The sequence below is a fragment of the Neorhizobium tunisiense genome (assembly GCF_039631515.1).
In the GTDB taxonomy this organism is placed as follows: Bacteria; Pseudomonadota; Alphaproteobacteria; order Rhizobiales; family Rhizobiaceae; genus Neorhizobium.
Map to the genome: position 1 here is coordinate 152,649 of NZ_JBDIUU010000005.1, position 25,909 is coordinate 178,557.

The window sequence follows — 25,909 nt, forward strand, 5'->3', positions numbered from 1 at the left end:
CATATTTCGACAGCAGCGCCTTGGCGACGTCCATGACCGCCCTGACCCGAGGTGTATACCGAAGCCTTTCAGAGTGGTCGGACAGGCCTCTGCAGCAGGCGAATCCTGGGTCGAAAACAGTATATCAGGTCGTTTTGGTAGGTCGTCACGAACTCGAGAACAGCCCGATCCCGAGCTCGCCGTGAATGCTCGACAGCGTTGTAGAGACTGAGTCCCGCCGCATCGCGATGGCCCTCTCGGGGAGTTTTTCCGCACCCACAAAACAGCCGGATGCCCCTCGCTGGTGGATGAAAATCGACAGAACCGCGCTGACTGCTGCGCTGCAAAACACATCGGCCTTGATCCCGCCGCCCGCCCTTGGCATCCTCCGGCGATCCAGGAACCGGAGGACGACCGATGAAAGCGCTGCTCCTGATCGACATCCAGAACGGTTTTTGTCCGGGTGGCAACCTGCCCGTCGCCCATGGCGATGAAATCGTGCCGATTGCAAACCAGCTGATCGAAGGCGGCGGTTACGACGTCATCGTCGCCTCGCAGGACTGGCACCCGGAAAACCACGGCAGTTTCGCCTCCCGGCACCCGGGCAAGAAGCCGTTCGACATGGGCGAGTTGTCCGGCCAGAAGCAGGTCATGTGGCCGGACCATTGCGTACAGGGCACGCCGGATGCGGAATTCCACCCTGACCTCAACGTCGAGGCCGTGGACTATATCCAGCAGAAGGGCGAGAACCCTGCGGTCGACAGCTACTCCGCCTTCCGCGACAACGACCAGGCCGCAATAACGGGCCTTGCCGGCTATCTGAGAGCCCAGCAGGTGACCGAACTCGATCTATGCGGGCTTGCGACCGACTATTGCGTGAAATTCTCCGCTCTGGATGCCGTGGAAATGCTGCCGGGCGTAAAAGTGCGCTTCATCGAGGACGCCAGTCGTGGCATCGATCCGGAAGGCGTGAAGAGCGCCATTGCCGAGATGAGGGACAAAGGCATCGGCATCGTTTCGAGCAAGGACATCCTTGCGGCCTGACCGCCCGAACCGGGGTCGGCACAACCCGATAGTTCAGCGGAATCGATCGTTCCATCAGCCCAATTGAATTGCGCGAGGTCCCGCATGGCTCTAAAGCCGGTGCGAAAAGGATTTCTTCGATGAATCGCAGCGAATTCAACCAGGGTCTGAAGGGCGGCCTCATTATCGCCCTCTCCTCGGCGCCGTTCGCGGTGCTGTTCGGCGCCGTGGCAAGCGACAACGGCCTCTCGGTCGTGGAAGCGGGCCTGATGAGCGCGACCGTCTATGCCGGCGCCAGCCAGCTCGTCGGCATCGAACTTTTCGGCCACCAGGTGGCGCCGTGGCTGATCGTGCTCTCCGTCTTCGCGGTCAATTTCCGCCACATCCTCTATTCGGCGGCGCTGACGCGGTTCATTACCCATTTCACGCCGGTCCAGAAATTCTTCACCTTCTTCGTGCTGACCGACCCGCAATTCGCCGAAGCCGTGAAACGCGGCGAAAGCGGCCGGGGCGTCAGTTTCTCCTGGTATATCGGCTTCGGCGCCGCGATCTATTTCCCCTGGCTGTTCTTCAGCGTCGTCGGTGCGTTTTTCGGACGGATGATGGGCGATCCGCGAGCGCTTGCGATCGACGTGCTGCTGCCGGTCTATTTCCTCGGGCTGGTCATCGGCTTTCGCAGCAAGCCGGGCTTTTATCCGGTGGTGGCGGCAAGTGCACTCGGATCCGTGCTCGGTTATCATTTTGTCGGCTCGCCCTGGCATGTCAGCATCGGTGCCGCGGTCGGCGTGGTCGTCGCCGCCTTCCTGCCATTGTCCACCGAGCCCGCGCCGATGACGGCCATCGCCGAGACGGAGAGCTGATATGGCAGACCAGCTCTCGATGGACATGGTGGTTCTGATTCTCGCCGCAGCGGCCGCGACCTTCCTCACCCGCATCGGCGGTTATGTGCTGATCACCCGGATGAAGACGATCCCGCCGCGCATGGAACAGGCCCTCAACGCCGTGCCGGCGGCTGTCCTGACCACGCTCGTCGCCCCCGCCTTCTTCAACGGCGGCTGGGACGTCAAGATCGCCATGCTGGCAGCACTGGTGGTTGGCATCCGATATCCGGGCCTCCTGCTGCTCGGCGCCGGCTGGGCGGCGGCGATGCTCTGCCGCCACCTGCTGGGCTTCTGATTCGAGAGGCTTTAATTCAAGAGAGCGGCTCGGTCGCCTTCACAAGCCAGGTCTTGACGGCTTCGTCGTCGATCAGCGGCAGCAGCTTTTCGCGCACAGTGGCGTGGTAGCCATTGAGCCAGCCGAGTTCCTCCACCGTCATCAGCGCAGGCAGCACCAGGCGGCGGTCGATCGGGCACCAGGTCAGCGTCTCGAAAGCGAGCATCGGCTGGTCGCCGCCGTCGATCTCCTCCGCCGCCTTCACATAGATCAGGTTTTCGATACGGATACCGAAAGAGCCGGGACGGTAATAACCGGGCTCGTTCGACAGGATCATGCCGGGAAGCAGTTCCTGGGTCGCCAACCGCGAGATGCGCTGCGGCCCCTCGTGCACCGAGAGATAGGAGCCGACACCGTGGCCGGTGCCATGCGCATAGTCGCCGCCGGCCTTCCACAGCGCGATGCGGGCGAGCGGGTCGAGGTCGCAGCCGCGGGTGCCCTTGGGAAAACGAGCCGTGCTGATGCCGATCATGCCCTTCAGCACGAGGGTGAAGAATCGCTTGTGCTCGTCCGGCACGGCACCGACCGCGACCGTGCGGGTGATGTCGGTCGTGCCGTTGACGTATTGTGCACCCGAATCGACGAGGAAAAGTTCGCCCGCTTCGAGCTTACGGTTGGTCTCGGTCGTGACGCGGTAATGGATGACCGCGCCATGCTCGCCCGCACCCGAGATCGTCTCGAAGGAAATGTCCTTCAGCGGGTTCTGCATGTTCTGGCCGACGCGGGCGCGGGTTGCCTCCAGCGCCTTGACCCCGTCGATCTCGGTGATCGTGCCCGGTGCTTGGCTGTCGAGCCAATAGAGATATTCGACCATTGCGGCGCCATCCTGCAGATGCGCCTTGGCCGAGCCTTCGAGCTCCTCGCGGTTCTTGCAGGCACGCGGCAGTTTTGCCGGATCGGAAGCCTCGACCACCTCGCCGCCGGCGGCCGCGATCACCTTGGTGAGCGCGAGCGGCGTCAGGTCGGGATCGATCAGGATTTTTGCGCCGTCCGCCGAGAAGGCAGCAAGCCGGGCGAGGAATTCCGACGGCGGACGCTGCACGGCGATCTGCGCCAGATAGGCGGCCTGCTCAATGCCGGTCTTCATCTGGTCGAGGAAGATCTCGGCCCTGCCTTCGGCTGGGATGATGGCGCGCGATAGCGGATAGGGCGTGTGCGGAACGTCGTCGCCGCGGATGTTGAATATCCAGGCGACCGATGTCGGGTCGGCGATGACGACTGCTGCAACACCCTTCTCCTTTACCTGGCTCGCTATGGCGGCGATCTTCTCGCTCGCCAGCGTGCCGGCATATTCCTGTTTCTGGATCGAAACGGCGCCATGCGGTTCGGCCGGCCGATCGGTCCAGATCGCATCGAGCGGATTGGCATCGAGCAACACCAGCGAGCCGCCGATCTCGGCGAGCGCCCTTTCGAGCCGGCGCACCTCCGCGCCCGCATGCAGCCATGGGTCGATGCCGAGGCGAAAGCCCTTCGATCCATGGCGCGGCAGCCAGACATGCGGCGGTTCGTTGACGAGGTCGCCGGCGGTGAACACCGAACCGTCCACCTGCTCGGCAAGCTGGGTGACGTAACGTCCATCGACAAAAACGACAGCCTCACGCTGCGTGACGAGTGCCATGCCGGCCGAGCCGGTAAAGCCGGTGAGCCAGGATAGGCGCTCTGCCGAGGCCGGCACGTATTCGCCCTGGTATTCGTCGGCACGGGGGACGAGAAAACCGTCAATGCCGAGATTGGTGAATTTCGCGCGGAGCGCACTGACGCGATCGCGACCGAACTGCGGGGCGGACTTCACTTCGAAGGACTGGAACATGGGGTTGTTTTTCCGGGCTGCCTGATTCCGAGAGGTTGAAACCATGTTAGCCGATCTTCGACAGACATTGCCAGCCGAGCCGCATGAGCGACGATTGTGCATCTGCTCAACAGGTCTGGCGCAGATCTGTTCATCCTATGCAGCACGCGCATACCACCAATGAGAGAAGCCCTCTCACTGTGCAGTGCAGCAATCGCTATATTCCAGTCATCGAACGGGCGCCGAACAAGGCCCGTATCAAAAGGATCGCTTCCATGGCCAACTCTTTCTTCCGCAATGCCTTCAACCGGGTGGTCGAAGCTCGCGAGCGTCAGGTTGCCCGTTACGTCAACGGCGCTTTGCTGTCCCTCGACGATGAAACGCTGAAGGGCCTCGGCACCAGCCGGGAAGAACTGCGCCGCAAGGGCGCTCAAAGCTACGTATTCTGATTTTACGGCTGGCGCGGGATCTCCTCCCTCACCCGCCCCGGCTTCCAGGATACGAGGCCCGCTCGAGCAGATCCTCCCTCACGCTCGCGGGTTCGATCAGTCTCAAACTGATCGCAAGGCGGCACCACCGGTGCCGCCTTTTTGCTGTTTGGCACCAGTAGCCATGCGAAAAACTCAATGCTGCATTGCGAAAAATCATTCGTGGCGCAGATGGATCGTCACCCAGCCATTGCGCCAGATGGTGCGGACATGGGCGAGACGGACGCCGCTATAGGCGGCCAGCACCTTCCAGCGCTGTCCTGCGAGGATGCCGGACAGGATGACCGACCCGCCAGGCGCCAGATGTGCCGCCAGCTGCGGGGCCATCTTCATCAGCGGCCGCGCAAGAATGTTGGCAATGATCAGATCGAACGGCCCTTCGCGACCGAACGCCGGCGAATGAAATCCCGGCGCGGTTTCCAGACGGATGCCCGTCGCGATGCCGTTGCGGCGGACATTCTCCCTGGCCACCCGCACGGCGACCGGATCGATGTCGGTCGCGAGCACCGGAATATTCCGCAGCTTGCGCACGGCGATCGCCAGCACGCCGCTCCCGGTCCCGAGATCGAGCGCATTGCGGACCGTCCTTGCGCGCATCACCTCCTCGATCACTTCGAGGCAGCCGGCAGTCGTGCCATGGTGGCCGGTGCCGAAGGCCTGGCCCGCATCGATCTCGATGGCGATATCGTTGATTTTCACCTTGTCGCGGTCATGCGAGCCGTGGACGATGAACCGCCCGGCCCTCACCGGCTTCAGCCCCTCCAGCGACTTGGCGATCCAGTCGATATCCGGAATGACTTCCCTTTGGATTTCCAGAGCGGGAAAGGCTTGCGCAAGGCCCTCGGCCACGCGCTCGCGCACCATCTCCTCGTCATCCGCCATCATGTAGACGGAGGCTTCCCAGATATCCCTCTTCTCATCGACTTCGGTGGTGGCGATGGCGAAATCCTCTTCGCCGAAGACCTCCGACAGGATATCGAGGATCTCGGTCGCACCTTTTTCGGTGGACGTGACGTAAAGGCGGATTTCGCTCAAGGAAAAGGTCTCTCAGCTATTGATCGGTGGCGGAGAGGATTGCCACAGAAGCTGTGTCCGCTTCAACGCCAAACGTATCAGCCCTTGATCAGTTTTTCGAGCTTCTTGATCGCCACGTCCGGGTTTTCGCCATAGGCAATGGTGCCGGCGAAGCGCCCGCCATCGTCGAGCAGGAATACCGAAGCCGTATGATCCATCGTGTAATCGCCGGTCGGATCCTTCTCGTCGACCGGCACTTTCTTAAAATAGACCTTGAAGCCCTTGGCCATCTCCTGGACCTTGGCCGGCGGGCCGGAAATGCCCTTCACCCGGTCGGTGACATTGGAGACATACTGGCCGAGCAGTTCAGGACTGTCGCGTTCCGGATCGATGCTGACAAAGTAGCCGTTGAGCTTGGTGCCGTCCGGATCGACCTTGTGCAGCCAGCCGTTAAGCTCGAACAGCGTCGTCGGGCAGACTTCCGGGCAATGGGTGAAACCGAAGAACAGCGCCGTCGGCTTGTCCTGAAACGCCTTCTCGGTGATCGGCTGGCCGTTCTGGGCGACGAGCTGGAACGGTACGCCGAAGGGACCTTCGGCAAGCTGCTGTTTCGAACGCGTGAACGTCAGCGTCAGCGTGACCAGCACGCCCGCCAATGCAACGACGGCGATCCACAGAACGATTCGAAAGCTCTTCATCGGTATCTCTTCAGCTCAGGCTTGGTTGACGGAGCGATAGACCCGAGCCGCCGGACACGCAATTCAAGAAGTCGTTTTCGAAAGACATCGCGCTGATTTGTCTCAACGATACGGCAGCGGTCAGAAACACCAGGAAAGACCGTTTTCACCGAGCGTCAGCAGAATGGAAGAGCCGAACCGAAGCCAGCCATAAAAGGCGACGCCGCCGAGCCCGAGCAAGAGCAGGCTTACGGCGGTGATCAGCGGCAGGCGGTAACCGTCGACGGTGTTATCCATGGCGTTCAACCTACAACCTTTTCCGGCTTGTTGGAAGGCCGGCACAACCTCCAAACAGGCTTAGCGTAAGATTAATACCTGTCTGAGATCTTATAAGGGCGAAGGTGGTTCACGAATCGTTGCGGCAAATGGGAGTGGGATGCGACGCGCATCGCACTGAGGGCCGCGATATCGCCAGGACCGCCAAAGACATGACGTCGCCGATACCGGCTCGCTCCCTGTTTCCATCTTTATCCGAAAGCCTGCCGGACCTGTCCGGCACCGGGAGGAATTTCAACAGCATGACGGCAAAACCCATTCGCAAGTCGCTCTCGGTCAATCACCGACTATGGACCCTGGCAGGATCCGCCTTTGCCGGTATCGGCGCCATGTTGCTTGTCGGCTGGTACGAGGGCCGCCAGGTTGACGAAGCGCTGCAGCGCGCCACCGAGGTCCGGGAGCATGTGGATACCGTCAACGGCATGCGCATCGCCAACCTGGAGCTCGTCCTGGCGGCGATGGACACGATCGTCGACCGCGACGACAAACGCGTTGATCCTGCCCGTCTGAAGGCGATGGCAGACTCCATCGATAAGCTGAAAAGCTCCTCGGGCGACCTGAAGAAACTCGCGGCCGAAATTGGCAATCCGGGCCTCGTCTCCAGTTTTGAAACGGATCTCGCGGCTGTTTCGACGACGATCCAGGTCGATCTCAGAAAAATGGTCGAAACGGGCGCATCCGACGAAGCCTATGACAAGATCGACGACGTCATCGACGGTGCCGGCGAACGGGTCGGCACAACGCTCGAGACAGCGGCTGTCGCGGGCGAGAAGCTTGTCGGCAACCGCGTCCACGAGGCGAACACGCTTTCCTCGAACGCGCTTTATGTGCAGCTTGGCTTCGGCTTGATCGCACTGGTCGCCATGGCGATCCTGCAGAGCGTTCATGGCGGCGCCATCCGGCGCGGCATCGACGGTGTTCGCGCCAGCATGCAGCGGATCATCGGTGGCGACTACAGGAGCCCCGTGCCCGGTATCGACCGCGGCGACGAGATCGGTGAGATGGCGCGGGCCACCGACATCTTCCGGCTTGCAGCCGTCGAGCGCCAGACCCTGGAGAACAGCCTGGAGGACGAACGCCGCCGCAACGAAACCCAACGGCAGGCGAGCGAGTCGGAACAGAAGGCCGAAGCCCAAGCGCTCCACTTTGCCGTCGATTCGCTGGCCGGCGCACTCAACCGTCTTGCCGAAGGCGACCTTGCGGCCGCGGTCGAGCGCCCCTTCCGGGGCGATCTCGAGCGCCTGCGCACCGACTTCAACCGGGTCGTCGAACGCTTGCGCCACATCATGACAGAGGTCGCGAACAGTTCCAGTTCCATCGGCGCCAACGCCAACCAGATGCGCTCCGCTGCCGACGACCTGGCCAAGCGGACCGAGAAACAGGCGGCCTCGCTCGAGGAAACATCGGCAGCCCTTGAGGAAATCACCTCGACCGTGCGCAACGCCACCAGCCGCGCCGAAGAGGCGACCCAGATGGTGAGCGATGCCAAGGACTATACCGAACAGTCCTCCGGCGTGGTTCGCGATGCCACAGCCGCCATGGGGCGGATCGAGGGCGCGACCGCCGAAATCGGCAAGATCATCAACGTCATTGACGAAATCGCCTTCCAGACCAACCTGCTGGCCCTCAACGCCGGGGTCGAGGCGGCCCGCGCAGGCGAGGCCGGCAAGGGGTTTGCCGTCGTCGCCCAGGAAGTGCGCGAGCTCGCCGGGCGCGCAGCTGGTGCCGCCAAGGACATCAAGGCACTGGTCACCCGCTCGAACCACGAGGTCAAGACCGGCGTGGACCTGGTGAAGGCGACGGGCGATGCCCTGACCCGGATCGGCGACGACGTGCTGAAAATCAACGATCACGTTCACGCGATTTTCACTTCTGCACGCGAACAATCGACCGGACTAACCGAGATCAATATGGCGATCAGCCAGATGGACCAAGCAACGCAACAGAATGCCGCAATGGTGGAGCAGAGCACTGCTGCCAGCCATTCGCTGGCGAGCGACGCCGAAAACCTCAACCAGCTGATCAGCCATTTCCAAATCCGTGGAGGCAATGGCCCGCGCGCCGTCGAGGCTGCGAGCGCTTCCACGCCACCCAAACCATCGCCCGCACTCAACTTGATGAACAAGCTCGCGGGAGCCTTCAGCAATAGCCCCACCTCCGCCAAGCCGAAGGCCGTGGGATCCTCAGACAAATGGGAAGAGTTCTGACATGAGCAATGCCATCAAGCAGTCCGGCGCCTACCTTGAAATCGTCTCCTTCCATCTCGGAGACCAGGAATTCTGCATCGACATCATGGCGATCCGCGAAATCCGCGGCTGGGCGCCGGTGACGCCGATGCCGCACACGCCGCCTTACGTGCTCGGCCTCATCAACCTGCGCGGCGCGGTAATCCCGGTCATCGACATGGCCTGCCGTCTCGGCATGAAGATGACCGAACCGTCGGAACGCTCCGCGATCATCGTCACCGACATCGCCGGCAAGCTGGTCGGCCTGCTGGTCGAACAGGTTTCCGACATGATGACCATCCGTGGGGAAGACCTGCAGCCGGCCCCGGAAATCATCCCGGAAGCCCAGCGCGCCTTCTGCCGCGGCATCGTCGCGCTCGAAAAGACCATGGTCTGCTTCCTGAACCTCGACACCGTCATCGCCGACGAACTCGCGCGCGAAGCCGCGTAATCTGCGGCGCAAAAAGTTCGAAACTGTGTCCTGATCTCCCGTTACACGCAGATGTGACGGGAGATTAACTTATTGTAATCATTGCCTATTTGTAACAATTTTAAACGGAACCGGGGAACCGGGACCACGTTCTCCCGTCGCAAAACGCCCAACCGACGCCTCAAACGCCCCTCGGCTGGTTTACCCAAGATAGGAGAACGACCATGAACAAGGCTTTTGCTCTCGCAGTCCTGATGTCCGCCGCCACGGTGGGAACCGCCTATGCCCGCGATATGGGCATGACGGCAAAACCCGCTGGCGACGTCGCCATCGTCTACACCGACCCGGAAATCGATAACAGCGCAAAGCGGCTGGACGTTCCGGACGCCTTCATCCACCCGGATCAGGCCACCATCCAGAAGGCGCAGAACGAAGTGAAGACCGACCGCGCGCTGCGCGCCGATCTTCTGAGCCACAAGGTCGAACTCAACAACGTCGTGGCGATCGACACCGCCGCAGATGGCAGCCGGATCGTCTACGTCCGCTGATTCGTCCACCATTCCCCACGGATTTCAAAACCGGGTTCGCTTGCCGAGCCCGGTTCTGTCGTTTTGCCGGCCATCCTGTTGACCTCAGCCACACCGCATGACTGTATTCGTCGACGGGATGCAACATGGCTTGCGTCCCACGCTTTGGGAGGAGCGCGCTTGAGCGACAGAGTTGACGCCATCGTGGTGGGCGCAGGGCTTTCGGGCCTCGTTGCCGCGACCGAACTTGCAGATGCCGGCCGCTCCGTCCTCATCCTCGACCAGGAACCGGAACAGAACCTCGGCGGCCAGGCCTTCTGGTCGCTCGGCGGGCTGTTCCTCGTCGATTCTCCCGAGCAGCGGCGGATGGGCATCCGCGATTCGCTCGAACTCGCCTGGCAGGACTGGCTCGGCACCGCCGGTTTCGACCGCGAGGAAGACCACTGGCCGCGCCTTTGGGCGGAAGCCTACGTGGCGTTCGCCGCCGGCGAAAAACGCTCCTGGCTCAGGCAGATGGGCCATCGCATCTTTCCGATCGTCGGCTGGGCGGAACGCGGCGGCGGCTCGGCGACCTCGCATGGCAATTCCGTGCCGCGGTTCCACACCACCTGGGGCACAGGCCCCGGTGTCGTCGAACCGTTCGAGCGACGGGCGCGCGAGGCGGAAAAAAGCGGCAGGGTCCGCTTTCTCTGGCGGCACCGCGTCGATAACCTAGTCAAGACCGGCAGTGCCGTGACAGGGGTCGCCGGCACGGTCCTTGCGGCGAGCACGGCGCTGCGCGGCGAGGAAACCTCCAGGACACCGGCCGGTGACTTCGAGCTCAATGCGCCGATCGTCATCGTCGCTTCCGGCGGCATCGGCGGCAACCAGGATCTCGTGCGACAGATGTGGCCGGCAAGGCTCGGGCGACCGCCAGCCTTCATGGTCTCCGGCGTGCCGAAGCACGTGGACGGCCGGATGATCGGCATTACCCGGGCAGCCGGCGGGCAGGTGATCAACCGCGACCGCATGTGGCACTACACGGAAGGCCTGAGAAACTGGAACCCGATCTGGCAAAACCATGGCATCCGCATCCTGCCCGGCCCCTCCTCTTTATGGTTCGACGCGACGGGCAAGCGCCTGCCCGCCCCTTTTTATCCCGGCTACGATACGCTCGGCACGCTCCAGCATCTCATGGCGACCGGCTACGACCATAGCTGGTTCGTGTTGAACCAGAGCATCATCCGCAAGGAATTTGCGCTCTCCGGCTCCGAACAGAACCCGGACCTGACCGGTCGCGACTGGAAGCTGACGGCGAAACGGGCGATCGGCAGGAAGGCGACCGGGCCGGTCGAGGCCTTCAAGGAACATGGCGAGGATTTCGTGATCGCCGAGAACCTTGGCGAGTTGGTGGCCGGCATGAACCGGCTTGTCGGCAGCAATCTTCTGAACCTCGCCCAGATCGAGCGCGAGATATCGGCCCGCGACGGCCAGGTGGCCAATCCCTTTGCCAAGGACGCGCAGATCATGGGCATCCACAATGCCCGCCGCTCACTTGGAGAAAAGCTGGTGCGGACCGCAAAACCGCATCGCATTCTCGATCCGGCACATGGACCGCTGATTGCGGTAAGGCTGAATATCCTGACGCGCAAGACACTGGGCGGGATCGAGACCGACCTCTCGGCCCGCGTGCTCGGAGAGAACGGAGAAGCCATCCTCGGGCTTTATGCCGTCGGCGAGGCCGCTGGTTTCGGCGGCGGCGGCATGCACGGGTATCGGGCGCTGGAAGGCACCTTTCTCGGCGGATGCCTGTTTTCCGGCCGCAATGCCGGCCGGGCGGCGGCCGCCGCCCTCGCCTGAGCCCGATTACGGCTTGGGCTTGCCGTTCTTCCAGGTGACGTTCTGGTTGTAGAGCGGGATGGTCGAGATCGCCATCTTGGCCGAGCCGTCGGTGAGCTCGCGCGTGTGAACCAGGTAGATCAGCGTATCGTTGGCCTTGTCGTAGATGCGGTTGACGACCAGCGACTTCCAGATCAGCGACATGCCTTCGCGAAACACCTCGTCGCCGTCCTTGGAAAGATCGATATTGCCGATCTCGATGGGGCCTGTCTGGCGGCAGGCGATCGAATTGTTGGACGGGTCCTCGAACCAGTTGCCGTTCTTCAGCCGGTCGATGATGCCGCGCTCGAAATAGGTCACATGGCAGGTAACGCCCTTCACCTGCGGATCGGCGACCGCCTCGACGATGATGTCGTTGCCGATCCAGTCGACGCCGACCTCGCCGACCACTTCGGCGGAGGCGGGAAGGACAAGCGCGCCGAGTGAAATGGCTGCGGCAGATGCAAGGCAGGCAAGGCGGCTCATGGGTTGCGTCATGGGGACTTCTGCTCCGGTAAACGATCCGTGATCTGAGATAAGGATTGCCGGAGCGGAAACAAGCGGAAGCGCGGCAACTCTTATTTGAGCCGGCAGGTGCAGGGGGCATAACCGCCTGAAAACAGCCGCCCGACCTTCATGCCGATCGCCGCCGGAATGTCGCGGACATGCGGTACGGCAAGCGATTTGGCGATCGCGACCGTCGCCCGCGCGCAGACGGCCGCGTCTTCGGCGGCATTGTGATGGGCGAACCTGAGGCCGAGATGCTGGGCAAGGACGTTGAGCTTGTGCGACCCGAGATGCGGCCAGACCTTCTGCGACATTTTTACGCTGCAGAGATAGGAGAGCTCCGGATAACTCTGCCGATAGGCATCGAGGCAGGCCCGCCAGACGCTGAAATCGAACGCCGCGTTATGGGCGATCATCGTCGCACCGCGAAAATCGTCGGCGAACTCGTCCATCACCTCGGGAAACTCGCCGGCATCTTCGACATGTTCCGGCCGGATGCCATGGATCGCGACGTTGAAGGAGGAAAACCGCATGTCCTTCGGGCGGATCAGCCGTTCCTCCACCCGCACCACCTCGTCGCCCTCCAGCCAGGCAAGCCCGACCGAACAGGCGCTGCCGCGCTGCTCGTTGGCGGTTTCGAAATCGATGGCGATGGTTTTCAAGGGCGAGTTCCGGGTGAAGGTTGGAGAACTTCTACAGGCGGGAATTCGATTCGGCAAAGACAGCGAGCGCTTTCACCCTCTTGACGCCTTGGCGCTTGTTTGAGACCTTCGCCACCATGACCCGTTTCGCCGCCCACATGCATCTTACCGTGACCATTCACCCCGCAGGGTGCGTGGCGGTTTTGGCGCGTTAACCGGTCATCCGTCCACCAACCCTGCCGACGGCAGGGTTCGGTATTTCCGCTCTGCCTCGGTGAAGAACCAAGGAGAGCAAGCATGATCGAGTTCGATATCCCTCCACCGCTGGACCCCGATGCACGATGGCCTGAAGGCCTGTCGATCCGCGCCCGCACGCCGGCGGATGCGCCGGCCATTACCGCCTTGCACAATATGCCCGGTTACCGTCGGGGCACCCTCAGAACGCCGCACCACAGCCCGGAAGAAATCCGCAAGGGCATCGAGAACCAATCCGCCAATTCTATCTCACTGGTCGCGGTCCTCAAGGACAGGATCGTCGGCGACGTCGGTATGACCCGCTATGCAAATCGCCGGGCCTATGCCGGAAGTATCGGCATGGGCGTCCACGACGCCTATACCGGCCGCGGAATCGGTCGCGCCCTGATCGGCGAGATCCTCGCCATCGGCGACCGGTGGCTGGACCTGAAGCGAATCGAGCTGACGGTCTATACCGACAACGAAACGGCGATCCGCCTCTACGAGCGGAACGGCTTCGTGAAGGAAGGCCATTTCAAGCAATTCGCCTTCCGCGACGGCGAATATGTCGATGCCTATGCGATGGCGCGGTTCAGGCTCTAACCGGTCACCCGATAAAGGCCAGCCATTCATCCTCGTCCATCACCTGGACGCCGAGCTCCCTCGCCTTGTCGAGCTTGGAGCCGGCGCCCGGGCCGGCGACCACATAATCCGTCTTCTTGGAGACCGACCCGGCCACCTTGGCGCCAAGGCTTTCCGCCCGCGCCTTGGCTTCGTCGCGGGTGAATTTTTCGAGCGAGCCGGTGAAGACGACCGTCTTGCCGGCAACCACGCTATTGCTCGCGGCGATCTGTTCGGCAGCCTGCGGCGTTACCTCTTCGCGAAGCCGGGTGATGACTTCGACATTGCGCGGCTCCTTGAAGAACTCGACGATGGCCCGCGCCATGATCTCGCCGATGCCCTCGATATTGTTGAGATCGTCCCAGGCGTCTCCGGAAAGGTCGGCTGCATCGTCCATGGCCTTGGCAAAGGCCTCGTAGGTGCCGTAGGCGCGCGCCAAGAGCTTGGCGGTGGTCTCGCCCACGTGGCGGATGCCGAGCGCATAGATGAAGCGGTGGAGCGCGATCTCGCGCCGCTCATCGATCGCATCGAAGAGTTTCTTGACGCTGACCTTGCCGAAGCCTTCGATATTCTCAAGCTTGGTGAGCGCCGATCCCTCCTGCCGCCGCTTCAGCGTAAAAATATCCGGCGCGGTGCGGATCTTCAGTGCCTCGTCTTCCGCCTGGAAGAAGAAATCGATCTGCTTGGACCCGAGACCTTCGATATCGAAGGCATTGCGCGAGACGAAATGCTTCAAATGTTCGGTCGCCTGCGCCCGGCAGACGAAACCGCCGGTGCAGCGGGTGACCGAATCGAGCTTGCCAGTCTTTTCGTTGCGCTCCCGCACCGCATGGCTGCCGCAGACGGGGCATTTCTTGGGAAATTCGTAAGGCACGGCTTCCTGAGGGCGCTTCTCCATCACCACGTCGAGCACCTGGGGGATGACATCCCCTGCCCGCTGGACGATGACGGTATCGCCGACCCGGATATCGTGGTCGGGCTGGCGGATCGGCTCGCCGGAATTGCCCAGGCCCTTGATATAATCCTCGTTGTGCAGCGTCGCATTGGTAACGACCACCCCGCCGACGGTGACCGGCGTCAGCCGTGCGACCGGCGTCAGCGCGCCGGTGCGGCCGACCTGGATGTCGATGCGCTCCACATGGGTAAAGGCCTGTTCCGCCGGGAATTTATGGGCCGTCGCCCAGCGTGGCGATCGCGAGCGAAAACCGAGCCGCGCCTGCAGGTCGAGCCTGTCGACCTTGTAGACGACGCCGTCGATCTCGTAGTCGAGGTCCGGGCGCTTGAGGCCGATCTCGTTGTAATGGGCGATGATGTCTTCGACCGCATGAAGTCGTTTCATCAGCGGGTTGACCGGAAAACCCCATTCCCTGAATTTTTCGACCATGCCCATCTGGGTATCGGCCGGCATTTCCGACATCTCGCCCCAGGCATAGGCGAAGAATTGCAGGTTGCGGCTGGCAGTGACCTTGGCGTCGAGCTGGCGCAGCGACCCCGCGGCCGTGTTGCGCGGGTTGACATAGGTCTGCTTGCCTTCCGCCGCCATCTTCTCGTTGAGCGCCAGGAAGTCGCTCTTCGTCATATAAACCTCGCCGCGCACCTCGACGATATCGGGCACGCCGGCCGGCAGACGATTGGGGATTTCCTTGATGGTCTTGATGTTTTCGGTGACGTTCTCGCCGGTCGTGCCGTCGCCGCGGGTTGCGGCATTCACCAGCCGGCCGTTCTCGTAGCGGATCGACATGGAGAGTCCGTCGATCTTCGGCTCGGCCGTAAACGCGATCGAACCATCGGGAAGCTGGCCGAGGAAGCGGTAGACGGAGGAGACGAAGTCGCGCACGTCTTCGTCGGAAAAGGTATTGTCGAGCGACAGCATCGGCCGCGAATGGGTGATCGCCGCAAACGTCGGCAGGGGTGCTGCGCCGACACGGATAGAGGGGCTGTCGGCGCGGATCAGCTGCGGGAACCGCTTCTCGATCGCATCGTTGCGCCGTTTCAGCGCGTCGTAATCCGCATCCGAAATCCGCGGCGCGTCGTGGCCGTGATAGAGCTCGTCATTACGGGCAATCTCCGCCGCCAGATAGGCGAGCTCGGCTGCGGCCTGTTCTTCGGTCAGGTTTTCGACGGGCGTCTGTTCGGCGGGCATGCGGGTCTACTCCTCGGGTAGCGAGGAGTCGTTTTGTAGCGCAAAATTTACCGATGGGAAGAGCGGATGGAGGGTCTCGGAGGATGAGTCTACCCGCCGCCAGCCAGCAGCCGCTTGGCCGCCGCCCTCGCCTCGTCGGTCACCGATGCGCCGGCGAGCATGCGGGCGATCTCTTCGGTGCGGTGTTCCGGCTCCATGGTGGCGACGCGGGTGGCGATCTTGTCGGTGCCCTCGCCGGCCGGACCCTTGGAGATCAGGAGATGCGTTGCCGCACGGGCGGCCACCTGCGGCGCGTGGGTGACGGAGAGCACCTGCACCTTGTCCGAGAGCCGTTTCAGCCGCTGGCCGATCGCGTCGGCCACCGCGCCGCCGACACCGGTATCGATTTCGTCGAAGACCAGCGTCGGGGCCGAGCCTCGGTCGGCGAGCGCCACCTTGAGCGCCAGAAGGAAACGCGACAGTTCGCCGCCCGACGCGACCTTCATGATCGGGCCGGGACGCGTGCCGGGATTGGTCTGGACGTGGAACTCGACGGTATCGATGCCCTCGGCGCTCGCCGCTTCCGGATCGCTCGCGACGTCGACCATGAAGCGGGCCCGTTCGAGCTTCAGAGCCGGCAGTTCGGCCATCACGGCTTCGGCCAGCGCCTCGGCGCCATGCCGGCGCTTCTCTGACAGGATGGCGGCGGCATGATCGTATGCGGCCTTGGCAGCGGCGGTCAGCTTTTCCAGCTCGGCGAGCTTCTCCTCACCCGCATCGAGATCGGCAAGGTCCGATATCATCTTTTCGGCAAGCGCCGGCAGGTCGGCGACCGGGATCGAATATTTACGGCCTGCGGCCCTGAGCGCAAACAACCGCTCCTCGACCCGCTCCAGTTCGCGCGGGTCGAATTCGGTGCGCCTCAGCGCCGCCTCGACTTCCATCTGGGCATTGGAGAGATAGTTGAGCGCCTGGTCGAGGAGCTCGACGGTTTCTTCGAGCAGGCCCGGCGCCTCGTGGCTCTTGCGCTCCAGGCGCCGCACCAGCGAGGCGATCAGCGGCACGGGCGATGCATTGCCGTTGAGGAATTCCGACGCCTCGGAAATGTCGCCGGCGATCCGTTCGGATTTCTGCATCCGCGAGCGCTGTTCGGCGAGCCCGTCCTCTTCGCCGTCACGCGGCGAAAGCGCTTCGAGTTCTTCCACCGAGGCGCGGATATAGTCTGCTTCACGGGCGGCGGCCTCGACCTTGGCGCGATGGGTCTTGAAGGCCCGCTCGGCGTCCCGCCACGAGCGATAAAGGGTGGACAGCTGCAGCACCTCGTCACCGAGGCCGGTGAAGGCGTCGAGCAGCGTGCGATGGGCGTCCGTGTCGATCAGCGCCCGGTCGTCGTGCTGCCCGTGGATCTCGACGAGCAGCTGGCCGGCCTGGCGCATCAGCTGCACGCTGACCGGCTGGTCGTTGATAGAAGCGCGGGTGCGCCCGTCGGCCGACTGGATGCGGCGGAAGATCAGGTCGCCGTCGTCGTCGATGCCGTTGTCGCGCAGGAGTTTTCGGGCGCCGTGGCTGCCGGACACGTCGAAGACGGCCGTCACTTGGCCCTTGTCCTCGCCATGGCGCACCAGGTCGCCGTCACCGCGGCCGCCGAGCGCCAGCGAAAGACTATCGAGAAGGATCGATTTGCCGGCGCCGGTTTCGCCGGTCAGCACCGAAAGGCCGGTCTCGAAGGCAAGATCCAGCCGCTCGATCAGAACGATATCGCGGATCGATAACTGGATCAGCATGTCTCAGACCTTAAGCGCCGATCAGCTTGGCCCCGGCGCGGGAAATCCACGAACCGCGATTTTCGCGGGGTTCGACGCCGTTGCCCTTCAGCAGCTTGAAGGAATCGGCATACCACTGGCTGTCGGGATAATTGCGCCCGAGGACGGCGGCAGCGGTCTGCGCCTCTTCGGTGATGCCCATCGCATAGTAGGCTTCGGTCAGGCGCGCCAGCGCCTCTTCCACCTGGTTTGTGTTCGGGTACTGCTCGACCACGTTGCGAAAACGCTGGATCGCGGCAAGATATTCCTTGCGCTCCAGGTAGTAGCGGCCGATCTGCATTTCCTTGCCGGCGAGTTGGTCGCGCGCAAAGCGAATCTTCGCCTGCGCATCCTCGACATATTCCGAGGTCGGATAATTGGTCACGACCTTGTTCATCGCATCGATGGTGCGCACCGCAGCGCGCTGGTCCTGGGTCACGTCGGCGATCTGCTTGGAGTAAGCGAGACCGACGAGATACTGGACATAGGCCGAATCCTGCGATTGCGGATACTGGCTCATGTAGCGGTTGCCGGTGGCGACCGCCTCGTCGTTGCGGCCGAGCCGGTACTTGGTGAATGTGCTCATGACGAGCGCCTTGCGGCCCCATTCGGTGAAGGGATTCTGGCGGTCGATCGAATCGAACTTGCGGCCCGCTTCGGCAAGGTTGCCGGCCTTCATGTTGGCGAGACCCTGGTTGTAGAGCGTCTCCGGCGCGTCCGTTTCGAGACCGAGCTTGGTGATGTCGATATCGGGATCCGATTGGCAGGCGGTCATGCCAAAGCCGGCGCCGGCCAGCACCAGCGACACAAGCGCTACTCTTGCCGTCTTACGCATTCCAACAGACCTTACATGGTTCATTCGACAATTCCTGATCGTCCCGCGCCTGAGAAGCCCGCTGCCAAGCAGGCCGTTCTAGCCATAAAAGCAAAGGGAGAGCAACGCAATGCTGTGGCATTAATGCATTTTTGTGGCACGCCGCAGCAATACGGCATTTCAAGGTTAAATCCGGAACCGGTCTCCCAAAAAGAAAAAGGCCGCTTCCGGAGAAGCGGCCGAGTCGACTGGGTCAACTTTATCAGGCAAACCAGGACGCCAGTTCCGGCACGTTGACCGGTACGAACTCCCGTGCCCGCACGCGGGCCGCGCGCGACGACGGAGCCTCGACGACCTCATAAGCCGTCGGATCGCTCATCAGCGCCTTCAATGCGTTGGCATTCATCTTGTGGCCGCCGCGATAGGAGCGGTAGCAGCCGATGAACTGGGCGCCGGCAAGCGCCAGGTCGCCGACGGCGTCGAGCGTCTTGTGACGGACGAATTCATCCTTGTAACGAAGGCCTTCGACATTGACGATCGAGTCGTCGTCGGAGATGACCACCGAGTTTTCGAGCGAGGAACCGAGTGCGTAACCGGCAGCCCAGAGACGCTCCACGTCGCGCATGAAACCGAAGGTGCGGGCCCGCGAGAGTTCCTGCTTGAAGGTCTCAGGCGTCAGGTCACCCTTCCAGCTCTGGCGGCCGATCAGCGGCGAAGCGAAATCGATCTCGACTTCGAAACGCGTGCCGTCATAGGGGCGGAACTCCGACCAGGAAGCACCGTTATCGATGCGGACCGGCTTCAGGACACGGATATAGCGGCGCTTGATGCCGAGATCGACGATGCCGACCTGCTCGATCGCTTCGATGAAGGGAAAAGAGCTGCCGTCCATGATCGGCATTTCACCGCTGTCGACTTCGACCATGACATTGTCGACGCCGAGCGCGTAGAGCGCGGCCATCACGTGTTCGATCGTCGCGACGGAGCGGGAAAGCGAGGTGCCGAGAACGGTGCAGAGATCGGTATTGCCGACCTGGGAGGAGACGGCGCGGTATTCGACCGAGCTGCCGTCATCCAGAAGACGCGTGAAGATCACGCCGGTGCCGGCTTCGGCAGGCTGAAAAGTAAGGCTGACGGGGGCTCCGGAATGAACGCCAATGCCCTTCAGGGTTACCGGGGAGGCGATGGTGGTCTGGAAACCGAACAGTCCGATAGTCATTCCTGCTGCCTTCTTTTCGCCGGATCCGTAAAGGAAAAAGATCCGATATTCTTGAGCGCCCTGGGACCGATCGCCTGAATCGGTCGATCTCTTTTGGCGTGTCTTAGCGTCTTTCATACGCAGCCGTTTGGCACAATCCAAATCACTGTTCATTTCGGATTGTTACGTTGTTAACTCTGCGTCTTGATTGATAAAACGAGCGAAGGCCCGGATGCGTGATCCGGGCCTTCTTCACATTTCGTGACCGTCTTTATCAGTTCGCCAGATCAGTTGGATTGGCGACGCAGGAAGGCCGGAATTTCGAGCTGGTCTTCCTCGTGATGAGCCTGCGGAACCGCACGTCCATGATCGTCAAGATTGCCGCGCCGCGGCGCGTAGAGGCTTGCCTCGGCCGACAGCGGACGACGCTGCTGGGAGGCCGGAGCCGGTGCGGCCGGCTCGACGTGAGCAGGCTCTTCCTCTTCGCGGCGGCCGAGCGAGTTGGTGATCCGCTTCAGGAGACCCATCGGGCCACGTTCTTCCTGCACATGTTGCACCGGCTGGGCGCGACGATCCATTTCGGCCTTCACGACCGGCGGGAAATCCTCGACCTTCGGCATGCGAACCGGTTCGACCACCTGCGACATCGGCTCGCGGTAGACCGGCTGCGCCGGGCGCGGAGCCGGCTGGCTCATCGCCGGAGCGGGCTGCTGCACGTGATGATGAACCGGGGCCGGCTGCGGGGCCGGAGCCGGGCGGCTCATGACCGGTGCGGGAGCCTCGGCCGGAGCCGCACCGAAGATGCGGCTCTGCGGACGGAACTCTTCCTGCTGATGCATGACCGGCTGCGGAGCGACCGGCTGGGGTGCCGGTGCCGCATACTGCTGCTGCGGTTCTGCAATCGCCAGTTCGCGTTCCATCTCGGCTTCCGCCATGCGGATCGTCTCGGCGATCGGGTCGACGACCGGCTTCGGAGCCGGAGCTGCCTGCATGACCGGAGCCGGCTGAGCGGCAACCGGAGCCGGAGCGATGGCGGCCGACGGGCGGATGATCGGCTTTGCAGCGGCACGCATTTCGGCGGCGCGGATGTCGACGGCGCCGGCGGCGCGATCGATGCCGGTCGCCACGACCGACACGCGGATCAGGCCTTCGAGCGCTTCGTCGAAGGTCGCGCCGAGGATGATGTTGGCGTCCGGATCGACTTCCTCGCGGATGCGGGTCGCGGCTTCGTCGACTTCGAACAGCGTCAGGTCACGGCCGCCGGTGATCGAGATCAGCAGGCCCTGAGCGCCCTTCATCGAAGTTTCGTCGAGCAGCGGATTGGCGATCGCGGCTTCTGCGGCCTGCATGGCGCGGCCCGGGCCGGACGCTTCGCCGGTACCCATCATCGCGCGGCCCATCTCGCGCATCACCGAACGGACGTCGGCGAAGTCGAGGTTGATCAGGCCTTCCTTGACCATCAGGTCGGTGATGCAGGCGACGCCCGAATAGAGAACCTGATCGGCCATCGCGAACGCGTCGGCGAAGGTGGTCTTGTCGTTGGCGATGCGGAAGAGGTTCTGGTTCGGGATGACGATCAGCGTGTCGACCGACTTCTGCAGTTCCTGGATGCCGGATTCGGCAAGTCGCATGCGGCGCTGGCCTTCGAAGTGGAACGGCTTGGTGACGACGCCGACGGTCAAGATGCCCTTGGAGCGGGCGGCCTGTGCGACGACCGGGGCAGCACCCGTGCCGGTGCCGCCGCCCATGCCGGCGGTGACGAAGCACATATGGGTGCCGTGCAGGTGGTCGACGATTTCGTCGAGGCATTCTTCCGCGGCGGCGCGGCCGACTTCCGGCTGCGAACCGGCGCCGAGACCTTCGGTAACCCGGGCACCCATCTGGATGATGCGCTCGGCCTTGGTCATGGTCAGCGCCTGGGCATCGGTATTGGCGACGACGAAATCGACGCCTTCGAGGCCGGCAGTGATCATGTTGTTGACGGCATTGCCGCCGCCGCCACCGACGCCAAACACGGTGATCCGCGGCTTCAGTTCGGTGATATCAGGCTTCTGCAGCTTGATGGTCATTGCACCAGTTCCTTCTTTTTCTGGCCGCATCGCCGCCGGCCAATTCATTACAACTCTGCTCCGATGCGGGCGGGCGAAGCCCTCACATCAAAAACTTTCCTTCAACCACTGCCCCACGCGGGCCAAGCGGCCATTCCCGCTTCCCAGCGAGGCCATCAGACCGCTCTGCGAAGCGTGTGTTTCAAGATCCGCGACCTGCGGATAGATCATCAACCCGACTGCCGTCGAAAAGGCCGGTCCCTTGGCGGCCGTCGGCAGGCCGGAGACGCCCATCGGACGGCCGATGCGGACATTGCGCGCCAGGATGCGGCGCGCCGTCTCCGAAAGACCGGTGAGCTGGCTGGCGCCACCGGTCAGCACGACGCGCTTGCCGACGATCGGGCTGAAACCCGACTTCTGGATGCGGTCGCGGATCAGTTCGAGCGTCTCTTCGATGCGCGCCTGCACGATGCGGGTGACTAGAGAACGAGGCACCTGGGTCGGCTGGTCGCGATCGTCCTCGCCGATCGGCGGAACGGAGATCACATCCCGTTCGTCGCCACCGTTGGCGAGCGCCGAACCGTGCACGACCTTCATGCGCTCGGCATCCTCGATGCGGGTCGAAAGCCCGCGGGCAAGGTCGGTGGTCACGTGATGACCGCCAAGGCTGATCGCATCCGTATGGACGAGCTTGCCCTCGGCAAAGACCGAGATCGTCGTCGTGCCGCCACCCATGTCGATCGCAGCGCAGCCGAGTTCGACTTCGTCGTCGACGAGGGCTGCAAGGCCGCTGGCATAAGGCGTTGCGACCATGCCTTCGACCGAGAGATGCGCACGGTTGACGCAGAGCTCGAGGTTCTTCAGCGTGGCGCGCTCGGCGGCCACGACATGCATGTCGACACCGAGTGTGTCACCGAACATCGCCAGCGGATCGCGGATGCCGCGCTCGCCGTCGAGCGAGAAACCGGTCGGAAGCGAGTGGAGGATGGCACGATCCTGGCGCAGCGACTGCTGGCTTGCCGCCACCAAAACCTTCTTGAGGTCGGCTTCTTCGACTTCCTGGCCGCCGAGATCGATCGTCGCGGTATAGACGTCGCTGGTGATGCGGCCGGCCGAGACGTTGACGATCAGGCTGTCGACGGTAAGCCCCGCCATACGTTCGGCGGCATCGACCGCCAGGCGCACGACGTTTTCGGCGGCATCGAGATCGCCGATCACACCGGACTTTACGCCGCGCGAACGCTGGTGGCCGATGCCGATGATCTCGATATTGTGGGTACGGCCCGGCAGAACCTGGCTTTCCTGGCGCGGCGTCAACCGGGCGATCATGCAGACCACCTTGGTCGAGCCGATATCCAGGACCGAAACGACGTGACTGCGCTTGGAAGACAGCGGCTTCATGCGCGGCAGGCCGAAATGAGAAGAACCGAATACGCTCAAGACTGCTCTCCCAGTTTCTTCAGGGCCTTAGTGCGCGCATCGAGCGCCTCCTTGCGGCGATCCATGGCACCGGGAGTGAGCTGAATGGTGGTACGATCCTCAAGCCTCAGATCGACGGCGGCAACATCGCGTTCCAGTAGGCCCTGCTCCCTTTCGAGCCGCCCGAGCACGCGCAGCGCCTTGGCGACATTGGCTTCCGGCAGCTTCAGCACGACGCCGTTGTCGAGATGCAGATCCCAGCGGCGACCGGCGATGCGGACATAGGCCTTCACACGATTTTTCAGCTCCGGCCAGCCGGACATGGCATCCTCGAAGGAGGATGCGGCCGTCTCGGCATCGCGGCCGACAAAGAGCGGCAGAGAGGCGAACTTGTTGTCACGCAGCGGCGCGATCACGCTGCCGTTCTTTTCGATCAGCGAGAGCTCGGAACCATGCTGCCAGATGCCGAAGGCCTGACGCTCCTTCAGCATCACCTCGATCGTCTTCGGATAGATCTTGCGGACTTCCGCATACTGGACCCAGGGAAGCGCCGAGAGCTTGCGGCGGGCGGAATCGATGTCGAGGGCGACAAGGGACGTCGTCCCGTCGAGGCCGAGAAGCTGCAGGATGTCGATTTCCGACGTCTGGTCATTGCCCGAGACGCGGACGTCCTCGATCGCAAAGCCGACAGCCGCCGTCGTCGCCTGCGCGACCGCCTGGCCATGGCCGCCGAGCGACATGCCGTAGAGGCCGACCGCAGCGAAGAAGCCGATGGCCGAAACGGTTCCGGTATGGGCCGGGATATGGATGCGGCCAGTGGCGAGGCTCACACAGAAGCGAAACACCCGGCGCAGCGGACGCGGAAGCACCCGGCGCTCTTCGGCACCGAGATAATGAGCCTGAGAACGGCCCCGCGGTCCACCCGCCTTTCTGCCGATCAACGCAAACACGTAGCGTCCTCCACCATCCAACGGACGAGTTCACCAAACGAGTGGCCGGCGTGGCCGGCCATTTCGGGCACCAGCGATGTCGGGGTCATGCCCGGCTGCGTGTTGATTTCCAGCCAGATAACCTCGCCGTTCTCGGAGAAGCGGTCGTCGTAGCGAAAGTCGGAGCGACTGACGCCACGGCAGCCCATCGCCTGATGCGCCTTGAGCGCTAGTGTTTGAATCTTTTGGTAAATATTCGGTGAAATTTGCGCCGGGATGACGTGTTTCGAACCACCCTCCGCATATTTCGCATCGTAATCGTAAAAGGCGTGACTGAGAGGCACCACTTCAGTGACGCCAAGCGCCACATCGCCCATCACGCCGCAGGTCAGTTCGCGGCCATAGATATAGCGTTCGACCAGGACACGGTCGCCGTAGCGCCATTCGGGCGAGCCGATGACCTGCGGCGGATGCGACTGATTCTCCTGGACGATCACGACGCCGAAGGACGACCCTTCGCGCACCGGCTTCACCACATAAGGCGGCTTTATCGGATGGACACCACCGATATCGAAGCGGCTCATGGCCTTGGCTTCGGCGACAGGAATGCCGGACGCCTTGGCAACGTGCTTGGCCTGGTGTTTATCCATGGCGAGCGCCGAGGCAAGCACACCGGAATGCGTGTAGGGAATCTCGAGGTATTCGAGGATACCCTGGATCGTTCCGTCCTCACCGAAAGGTCCGTGCAAGGCATTGAAGGCAACGTCCGGCCGAAGCTCAGAGAGAACGGCCGCGACATCCCGGCCGACATCGACGCGGGTGACGCAGTAACCTTCGCCTTCGAGAGCATCCGCACAGGCAGAGCCCGAGGACAGGCTGACAGGCCGCTCGGAGGAAAATCCTCCCATCAAAACAGCCACGTGCTTGTCGCCCATCAATCACTCCCGCCAAAAAGGACTACACTCTCTAGTACGGCGCTTGCGCCAACCTGTTCTCTGACGATTCTCGCCGGACGTTAGGCATGCCTGCATTAGTGCCCGAATATAGTTAACAAACCGTTTACCTTGATTAACCCGAGCAGCCAAAAGCATGAAAACAAAGGAAAAATCGAATCGCGGGATGTTAACGCGCGGTTTGCGGCAACATTCGGATCGGCAATAAAATGATGCCGGGTCTCTCGAATCGGCAGACGATTCCTGAGATCGAGACACAGAAAAGCCCGCAAAGCATTCGGCTTCGCGGGCTCTTTTACGTCGGCGGAACGCGCCGGTTTTCTGAAGATCAGGCTGCGACCCGCTCTTCCGAATCGTCCACCAGCTTCCACGCCAGCGCGCCGAGGATTGCGCCTACGATCGGCGCAAGCCAGAAAAGCCAAAGCTGTCCGAGAGCCCAGTCCCCGGCGATCAGCGCCACACCGGTCGAACGGGCGGGGTTGACGGAGGTGTTGGTCACCGGGATCGAGATCAGATGGATCAGCGTCAGCGCAAGGCCGATTGCGATCGGAGCAAACCCGGCCGGCGCCTTCGGCCCGGTTGCGCCGAGAATGATGAAGATGAAGAAACCGGTCAGAACCAGTTCGATCAGCAGCGCGGAGATCAACGAATAGCCGCCGGGCGAATGCTCGCCATAGCCGTTGGACGCAAAGCCGCCAAGTTGGAAACCAGCCTTGCCGGAGGCGATGAGATAAAGAACCAGGGCCGCGACAATGGCCCCCACCACCTGGGCGACGACATAGGCCAGGAGGCTGGATGCCGGGAACCTGCCCGCCACCGTCAGTCCCACCGAGACGGCCGGATTGAAGTGCCCGCCGGAAATACCGCCGACCGCATAAGCCATGGTCAGCACCGTCAGGCCGAACGCGAGCGCAACGCCGACGAAACCGATACCGAGATCGGGGAATGCAGCAGCCAGAACCGCGCTGCCGCATCCACCGAAGACAAGCCAGAAAGTGCCGAAAAACTCGGCCGTTAATTTTTTGAACATTGGATATCCCCCTGCTTGTGCCCCCCGGCAG

Annotated in this window: 24 protein-coding genes; 9 read left to right on the plus strand and 15 right to left on the minus strand. The window is 62.7% G+C overall.

Translation table 11 applies throughout. The annotated features are described in order from the left end of the window. The first annotated feature begins 396 nt into the window (after positions 1-396). The 3 genes from pncA (at position 397) to ABCW43_RS18935 (ending at position 2,178) form a co-directional block, all read left to right on the plus strand. The gene (gene pncA / locus ABCW43_RS18925; RefSeq protein WP_345927239.1) at positions 397-1,023 is read left to right on the plus strand and encodes a bifunctional nicotinamidase/pyrazinamidase; all 627 of its coding nucleotides are present in this window, start codon (positions 397-399) and stop codon (positions 1,021-1,023) included. A gap of 119 nt (positions 1,024-1,142) precedes the next feature. Continuing rightward, the gene (locus ABCW43_RS18930; RefSeq protein ID WP_345927241.1) at positions 1,143-1,862 is read left to right on the plus strand and encodes an AzlC family ABC transporter permease; all 720 of its coding nucleotides are present in this window, start codon (positions 1,143-1,145) and stop codon (positions 1,860-1,862) included. A gap of 1 nt (position 1,863) precedes the next feature. Beyond that, positions 1,864-2,178: a branched-chain amino acid transport AzlD family protein gene (locus ABCW43_RS18935; protein WP_345927243.1), complete on the plus strand. Its 315-nt coding sequence runs from the start codon at positions 1,864-1,866 to the stop codon at positions 2,176-2,178. A gap of 16 nt (positions 2,179-2,194) precedes the next feature. Here the strand turns inward: ABCW43_RS18935 and ABCW43_RS18940 are convergent, their stop codons facing one another. Next, the gene (locus tag ABCW43_RS18940; RefSeq protein ID WP_345927245.1) at positions 2,195-4,027 is read right to left on the minus strand and encodes an aminopeptidase P family protein; all 1,833 of its coding nucleotides are present in this window, start codon (positions 4,025-4,027) and stop codon (positions 2,195-2,197) included. A gap of 254 nt (positions 4,028-4,281) precedes the next feature. On the opposite strand from ABCW43_RS18940, the gene ABCW43_RS18945 reads away from it, so the two are divergent. Then, a complete protein-coding gene (locus ABCW43_RS18945; protein ID WP_046607519.1) occupies positions 4,282-4,455 on the plus strand; it encodes a hypothetical protein in 174 nt (57 codons plus the stop codon). A 195-nt stretch (positions 4,456-4,650) separates the two neighbouring features. Here the strand turns inward: ABCW43_RS18945 and ABCW43_RS18950 are convergent, their stop codons facing one another. The 3 genes from ABCW43_RS18950 to ABCW43_RS18960 all read right to left on the minus strand — a co-directional run bounded on the left by ABCW43_RS18950 (position 4,651) and on the right by ABCW43_RS18960 (position 6,482). Beyond that, positions 4,651-5,529: a 50S ribosomal protein L11 methyltransferase gene (locus ABCW43_RS18950; RefSeq protein WP_345927248.1), complete on the minus strand. Its 879-nt coding sequence runs from the start codon at positions 5,527-5,529 to the stop codon at positions 4,651-4,653. Between the two features lie 77 nt (positions 5,530-5,606). Beyond that, a complete protein-coding gene (locus ABCW43_RS18955; protein ID WP_345927250.1) occupies positions 5,607-6,206 on the minus strand; it encodes an SCO family protein in 600 nt (199 codons plus the stop codon). A 120-nt stretch (positions 6,207-6,326) separates the two neighbouring features. Then, positions 6,327-6,482, minus strand: coding sequence for a hypothetical protein (locus ABCW43_RS18960; RefSeq protein WP_345927252.1), 156 nt, complete (start codon positions 6,480-6,482; stop codon positions 6,327-6,329). Positions 6,483-6,763: 281 nt separating this feature from the next. On the opposite strand from ABCW43_RS18960, the gene ABCW43_RS18965 reads away from it, so the two are divergent. From ABCW43_RS18965 to ABCW43_RS18980, 4 genes are all read left to right on the plus strand, one after another. After that, positions 6,764-8,728: a methyl-accepting chemotaxis protein gene (locus tag ABCW43_RS18965; protein ID WP_345927254.1), complete on the plus strand. Its 1,965-nt coding sequence runs from the start codon at positions 6,764-6,766 to the stop codon at positions 8,726-8,728. 1 nt (position 8,729) lies between these two features. Continuing rightward, entirely contained in the window at positions 8,730-9,197 is a 468-nt protein-coding gene (locus ABCW43_RS18970; protein ID WP_046607492.1) for a chemotaxis protein CheW, read from the plus strand. A gap of 203 nt (positions 9,198-9,400) precedes the next feature. Beyond that, on the plus strand, positions 9,401-9,724 hold the full coding sequence (locus ABCW43_RS18975; protein ID WP_345927260.1) for a hypothetical protein: 324 nt from the start codon (positions 9,401-9,403) through the stop codon (positions 9,722-9,724). A 159-nt stretch (positions 9,725-9,883) separates the two neighbouring features. Then, positions 9,884-11,542, plus strand: coding sequence for an FAD-binding dehydrogenase (locus ABCW43_RS18980; RefSeq protein WP_345927262.1), 1,659 nt, complete (start codon positions 9,884-9,886; stop codon positions 11,540-11,542). Between the two features lie 6 nt (positions 11,543-11,548). Here the strand turns inward: ABCW43_RS18980 and ABCW43_RS18985 are convergent, their stop codons facing one another. Together ABCW43_RS18985 and ABCW43_RS18990 are read right to left on the minus strand one after the other, a co-directional pair. After that, positions 11,549-12,046 carry a CreA family protein gene (locus tag ABCW43_RS18985; RefSeq protein WP_345927472.1) on the minus strand — a complete coding sequence of 166 codons (498 nt, stop codon included), beginning with the start codon at positions 12,044-12,046 and terminating at the stop codon, positions 11,549-11,551. 92 nt (positions 12,047-12,138) lie between these two features. Continuing rightward, positions 12,139-12,729, minus strand: a complete 591-nt coding sequence (locus tag ABCW43_RS18990; protein WP_345927264.1) for a 3'-5' exonuclease — start codon at positions 12,727-12,729, stop codon at positions 12,139-12,141. 276 nt (positions 12,730-13,005) lie between these two features. Between ABCW43_RS18990 and ABCW43_RS18995 the strand changes: the two genes are divergently transcribed. Further along, a complete protein-coding gene (locus ABCW43_RS18995; protein ID WP_345927266.1) occupies positions 13,006-13,545 on the plus strand; it encodes a GNAT family N-acetyltransferase in 540 nt (179 codons plus the stop codon). 4 nt (positions 13,546-13,549) lie between these two features. Here the strand turns inward: ABCW43_RS18995 and ligA are convergent, their stop codons facing one another. From ligA to aqpZ, 9 genes are all read right to left on the minus strand, one after another. Further along, the gene (ligA, locus tag ABCW43_RS19000) at positions 13,550-15,706 is read right to left on the minus strand and encodes an NAD-dependent DNA ligase LigA (RefSeq protein WP_345927268.1); all 2,157 of its coding nucleotides are present in this window, start codon (positions 15,704-15,706) and stop codon (positions 13,550-13,552) included. Between the two features lie 89 nt (positions 15,707-15,795). Further along, positions 15,796-17,469: a DNA repair protein RecN gene (gene recN / locus ABCW43_RS19005; RefSeq protein ID WP_345927270.1), complete on the minus strand. Its 1,674-nt coding sequence runs from the start codon at positions 17,467-17,469 to the stop codon at positions 15,796-15,798. Positions 17,470-17,479: 10 nt separating this feature from the next. After that, a complete protein-coding gene (locus ABCW43_RS19010) occupies positions 17,480-18,322 on the minus strand; it encodes an outer membrane protein assembly factor BamD (protein WP_105400782.1) in 843 nt (280 codons plus the stop codon). Between the two features lie 241 nt (positions 18,323-18,563). Next, the gene (gene lpxC / locus ABCW43_RS19015; RefSeq protein WP_345927273.1) at positions 18,564-19,520 is read right to left on the minus strand and encodes a UDP-3-O-acyl-N-acetylglucosamine deacetylase; all 957 of its coding nucleotides are present in this window, start codon (positions 19,518-19,520) and stop codon (positions 18,564-18,566) included. Between the two features lie 266 nt (positions 19,521-19,786). Continuing rightward, entirely contained in the window at positions 19,787-21,568 is a 1,782-nt protein-coding gene (gene ftsZ / locus ABCW43_RS19020) for a cell division protein FtsZ (RefSeq protein WP_345927275.1), read from the minus strand. An 87-nt stretch (positions 21,569-21,655) separates the two neighbouring features. Then, the gene (gene ftsA, locus ABCW43_RS19025; RefSeq protein ID WP_345927278.1) at positions 21,656-22,987 is read right to left on the minus strand and encodes a cell division protein FtsA; all 1,332 of its coding nucleotides are present in this window, start codon (positions 22,985-22,987) and stop codon (positions 21,656-21,658) included. After that, positions 22,984-23,916: a cell division protein FtsQ/DivIB gene (locus tag ABCW43_RS19030; RefSeq protein ID WP_345927280.1), complete on the minus strand. Its 933-nt coding sequence runs from the start codon at positions 23,914-23,916 to the stop codon at positions 22,984-22,986. The genes ftsA and ABCW43_RS19030 overlap by 4 nt, the downstream gene beginning before the upstream one ends. Beyond that, the gene (locus tag ABCW43_RS19035) at positions 23,904-24,830 is read right to left on the minus strand and encodes a D-alanine--D-alanine ligase (protein ID WP_345927282.1); all 927 of its coding nucleotides are present in this window, start codon (positions 24,828-24,830) and stop codon (positions 23,904-23,906) included. The genes ABCW43_RS19030 and ABCW43_RS19035 overlap by 13 nt, the downstream gene beginning before the upstream one ends. A gap of 346 nt (positions 24,831-25,176) precedes the next feature. Next, complete coding sequence (aqpZ, locus tag ABCW43_RS19040) at positions 25,177-25,878, minus strand: aquaporin Z (protein ID WP_345927284.1); 702 nt, start codon at positions 25,876-25,878, stop codon at positions 25,177-25,179. Between the last annotated feature and the right edge of the window lie 31 nt (positions 25,879-25,909).

Bases quoted from the DNA above. Each gene is read 5' to 3' on its own strand.
- ligA (WP_345927268.1), bottom strand. From the start codon at position 15,706: ATGCCCGCCGAACAGACGCCCGTCGAAAACCTGACCGAAGAACAGGCC.
- ABCW43_RS18935 (WP_345927243.1), top strand. From the start codon at position 1,864: ATGGCAGACCAGCTCTCGATGGACATGGTGGTTCTGATTCTCGCCGCA.
- ABCW43_RS18940 (WP_345927245.1), bottom strand. From the start codon at position 4,027: ATGTTCCAGTCCTTCGAAGTGAAGTCCGCCCCGCAGTTCGGTCGCGAT.
- ABCW43_RS18995 (WP_345927266.1), top strand. From the start codon at position 13,006: ATGATCGAGTTCGATATCCCTCCACCGCTGGACCCCGATGCACGATGG.
- ABCW43_RS19035 (WP_345927282.1), bottom strand. From the start codon at position 24,830: ATGGGCGACAAGCACGTGGCTGTTTTGATGGGAGGATTTTCCTCCGAG.
- ftsZ (WP_345927275.1), bottom strand. From the start codon at position 21,568: ATGACCATCAAGCTGCAGAAGCCTGATATCACCGAACTGAAGCCGCGG.
- ABCW43_RS18985 (WP_345927472.1), bottom strand. From the start codon at position 12,046: ATGAGCCGCCTTGCCTGCCTTGCATCTGCCGCAGCCATTTCACTCGGC.
- ABCW43_RS18970 (WP_046607492.1), top strand. From the start codon at position 8,730: ATGAGCAATGCCATCAAGCAGTCCGGCGCCTACCTTGAAATCGTCTCC.
- lpxC (WP_345927273.1), bottom strand. From the start codon at position 19,520: ATGACTATCGGACTGTTCGGTTTCCAGACCACCATCGCCTCCCCGGTA.
- recN (WP_345927270.1), bottom strand. From the start codon at position 17,469: ATGCTGATCCAGTTATCGATCCGCGATATCGTTCTGATCGAGCGGCTG.
- ABCW43_RS19010 (WP_105400782.1), bottom strand. From the start codon at position 18,322: ATGCGTAAGACGGCAAGAGTAGCGCTTGTGTCGCTGGTGCTGGCCGGC.
- ABCW43_RS18955 (WP_345927250.1), bottom strand. From the start codon at position 6,206: ATGAAGAGCTTTCGAATCGTTCTGTGGATCGCCGTCGTTGCATTGGCG.
- ABCW43_RS18965 (WP_345927254.1), top strand. From the start codon at position 6,764: ATGACGGCAAAACCCATTCGCAAGTCGCTCTCGGTCAATCACCGACTA.
- aqpZ (WP_345927284.1), bottom strand. From the start codon at position 25,878: ATGTTCAAAAAATTAACGGCCGAGTTTTTCGGCACTTTCTGGCTTGTC.
- pncA (WP_345927239.1), top strand. From the start codon at position 397: ATGAAAGCGCTGCTCCTGATCGACATCCAGAACGGTTTTTGTCCGGGT.
- ABCW43_RS18945 (WP_046607519.1), top strand. From the start codon at position 4,282: ATGGCCAACTCTTTCTTCCGCAATGCCTTCAACCGGGTGGTCGAAGCT.
- ABCW43_RS18975 (WP_345927260.1), top strand. From the start codon at position 9,401: ATGAACAAGGCTTTTGCTCTCGCAGTCCTGATGTCCGCCGCCACGGTG.
- ABCW43_RS18960 (WP_345927252.1), bottom strand. From the start codon at position 6,482: ATGGATAACACCGTCGACGGTTACCGCCTGCCGCTGATCACCGCCGTA.
- ABCW43_RS18930 (WP_345927241.1), top strand. From the start codon at position 1,143: ATGAATCGCAGCGAATTCAACCAGGGTCTGAAGGGCGGCCTCATTATC.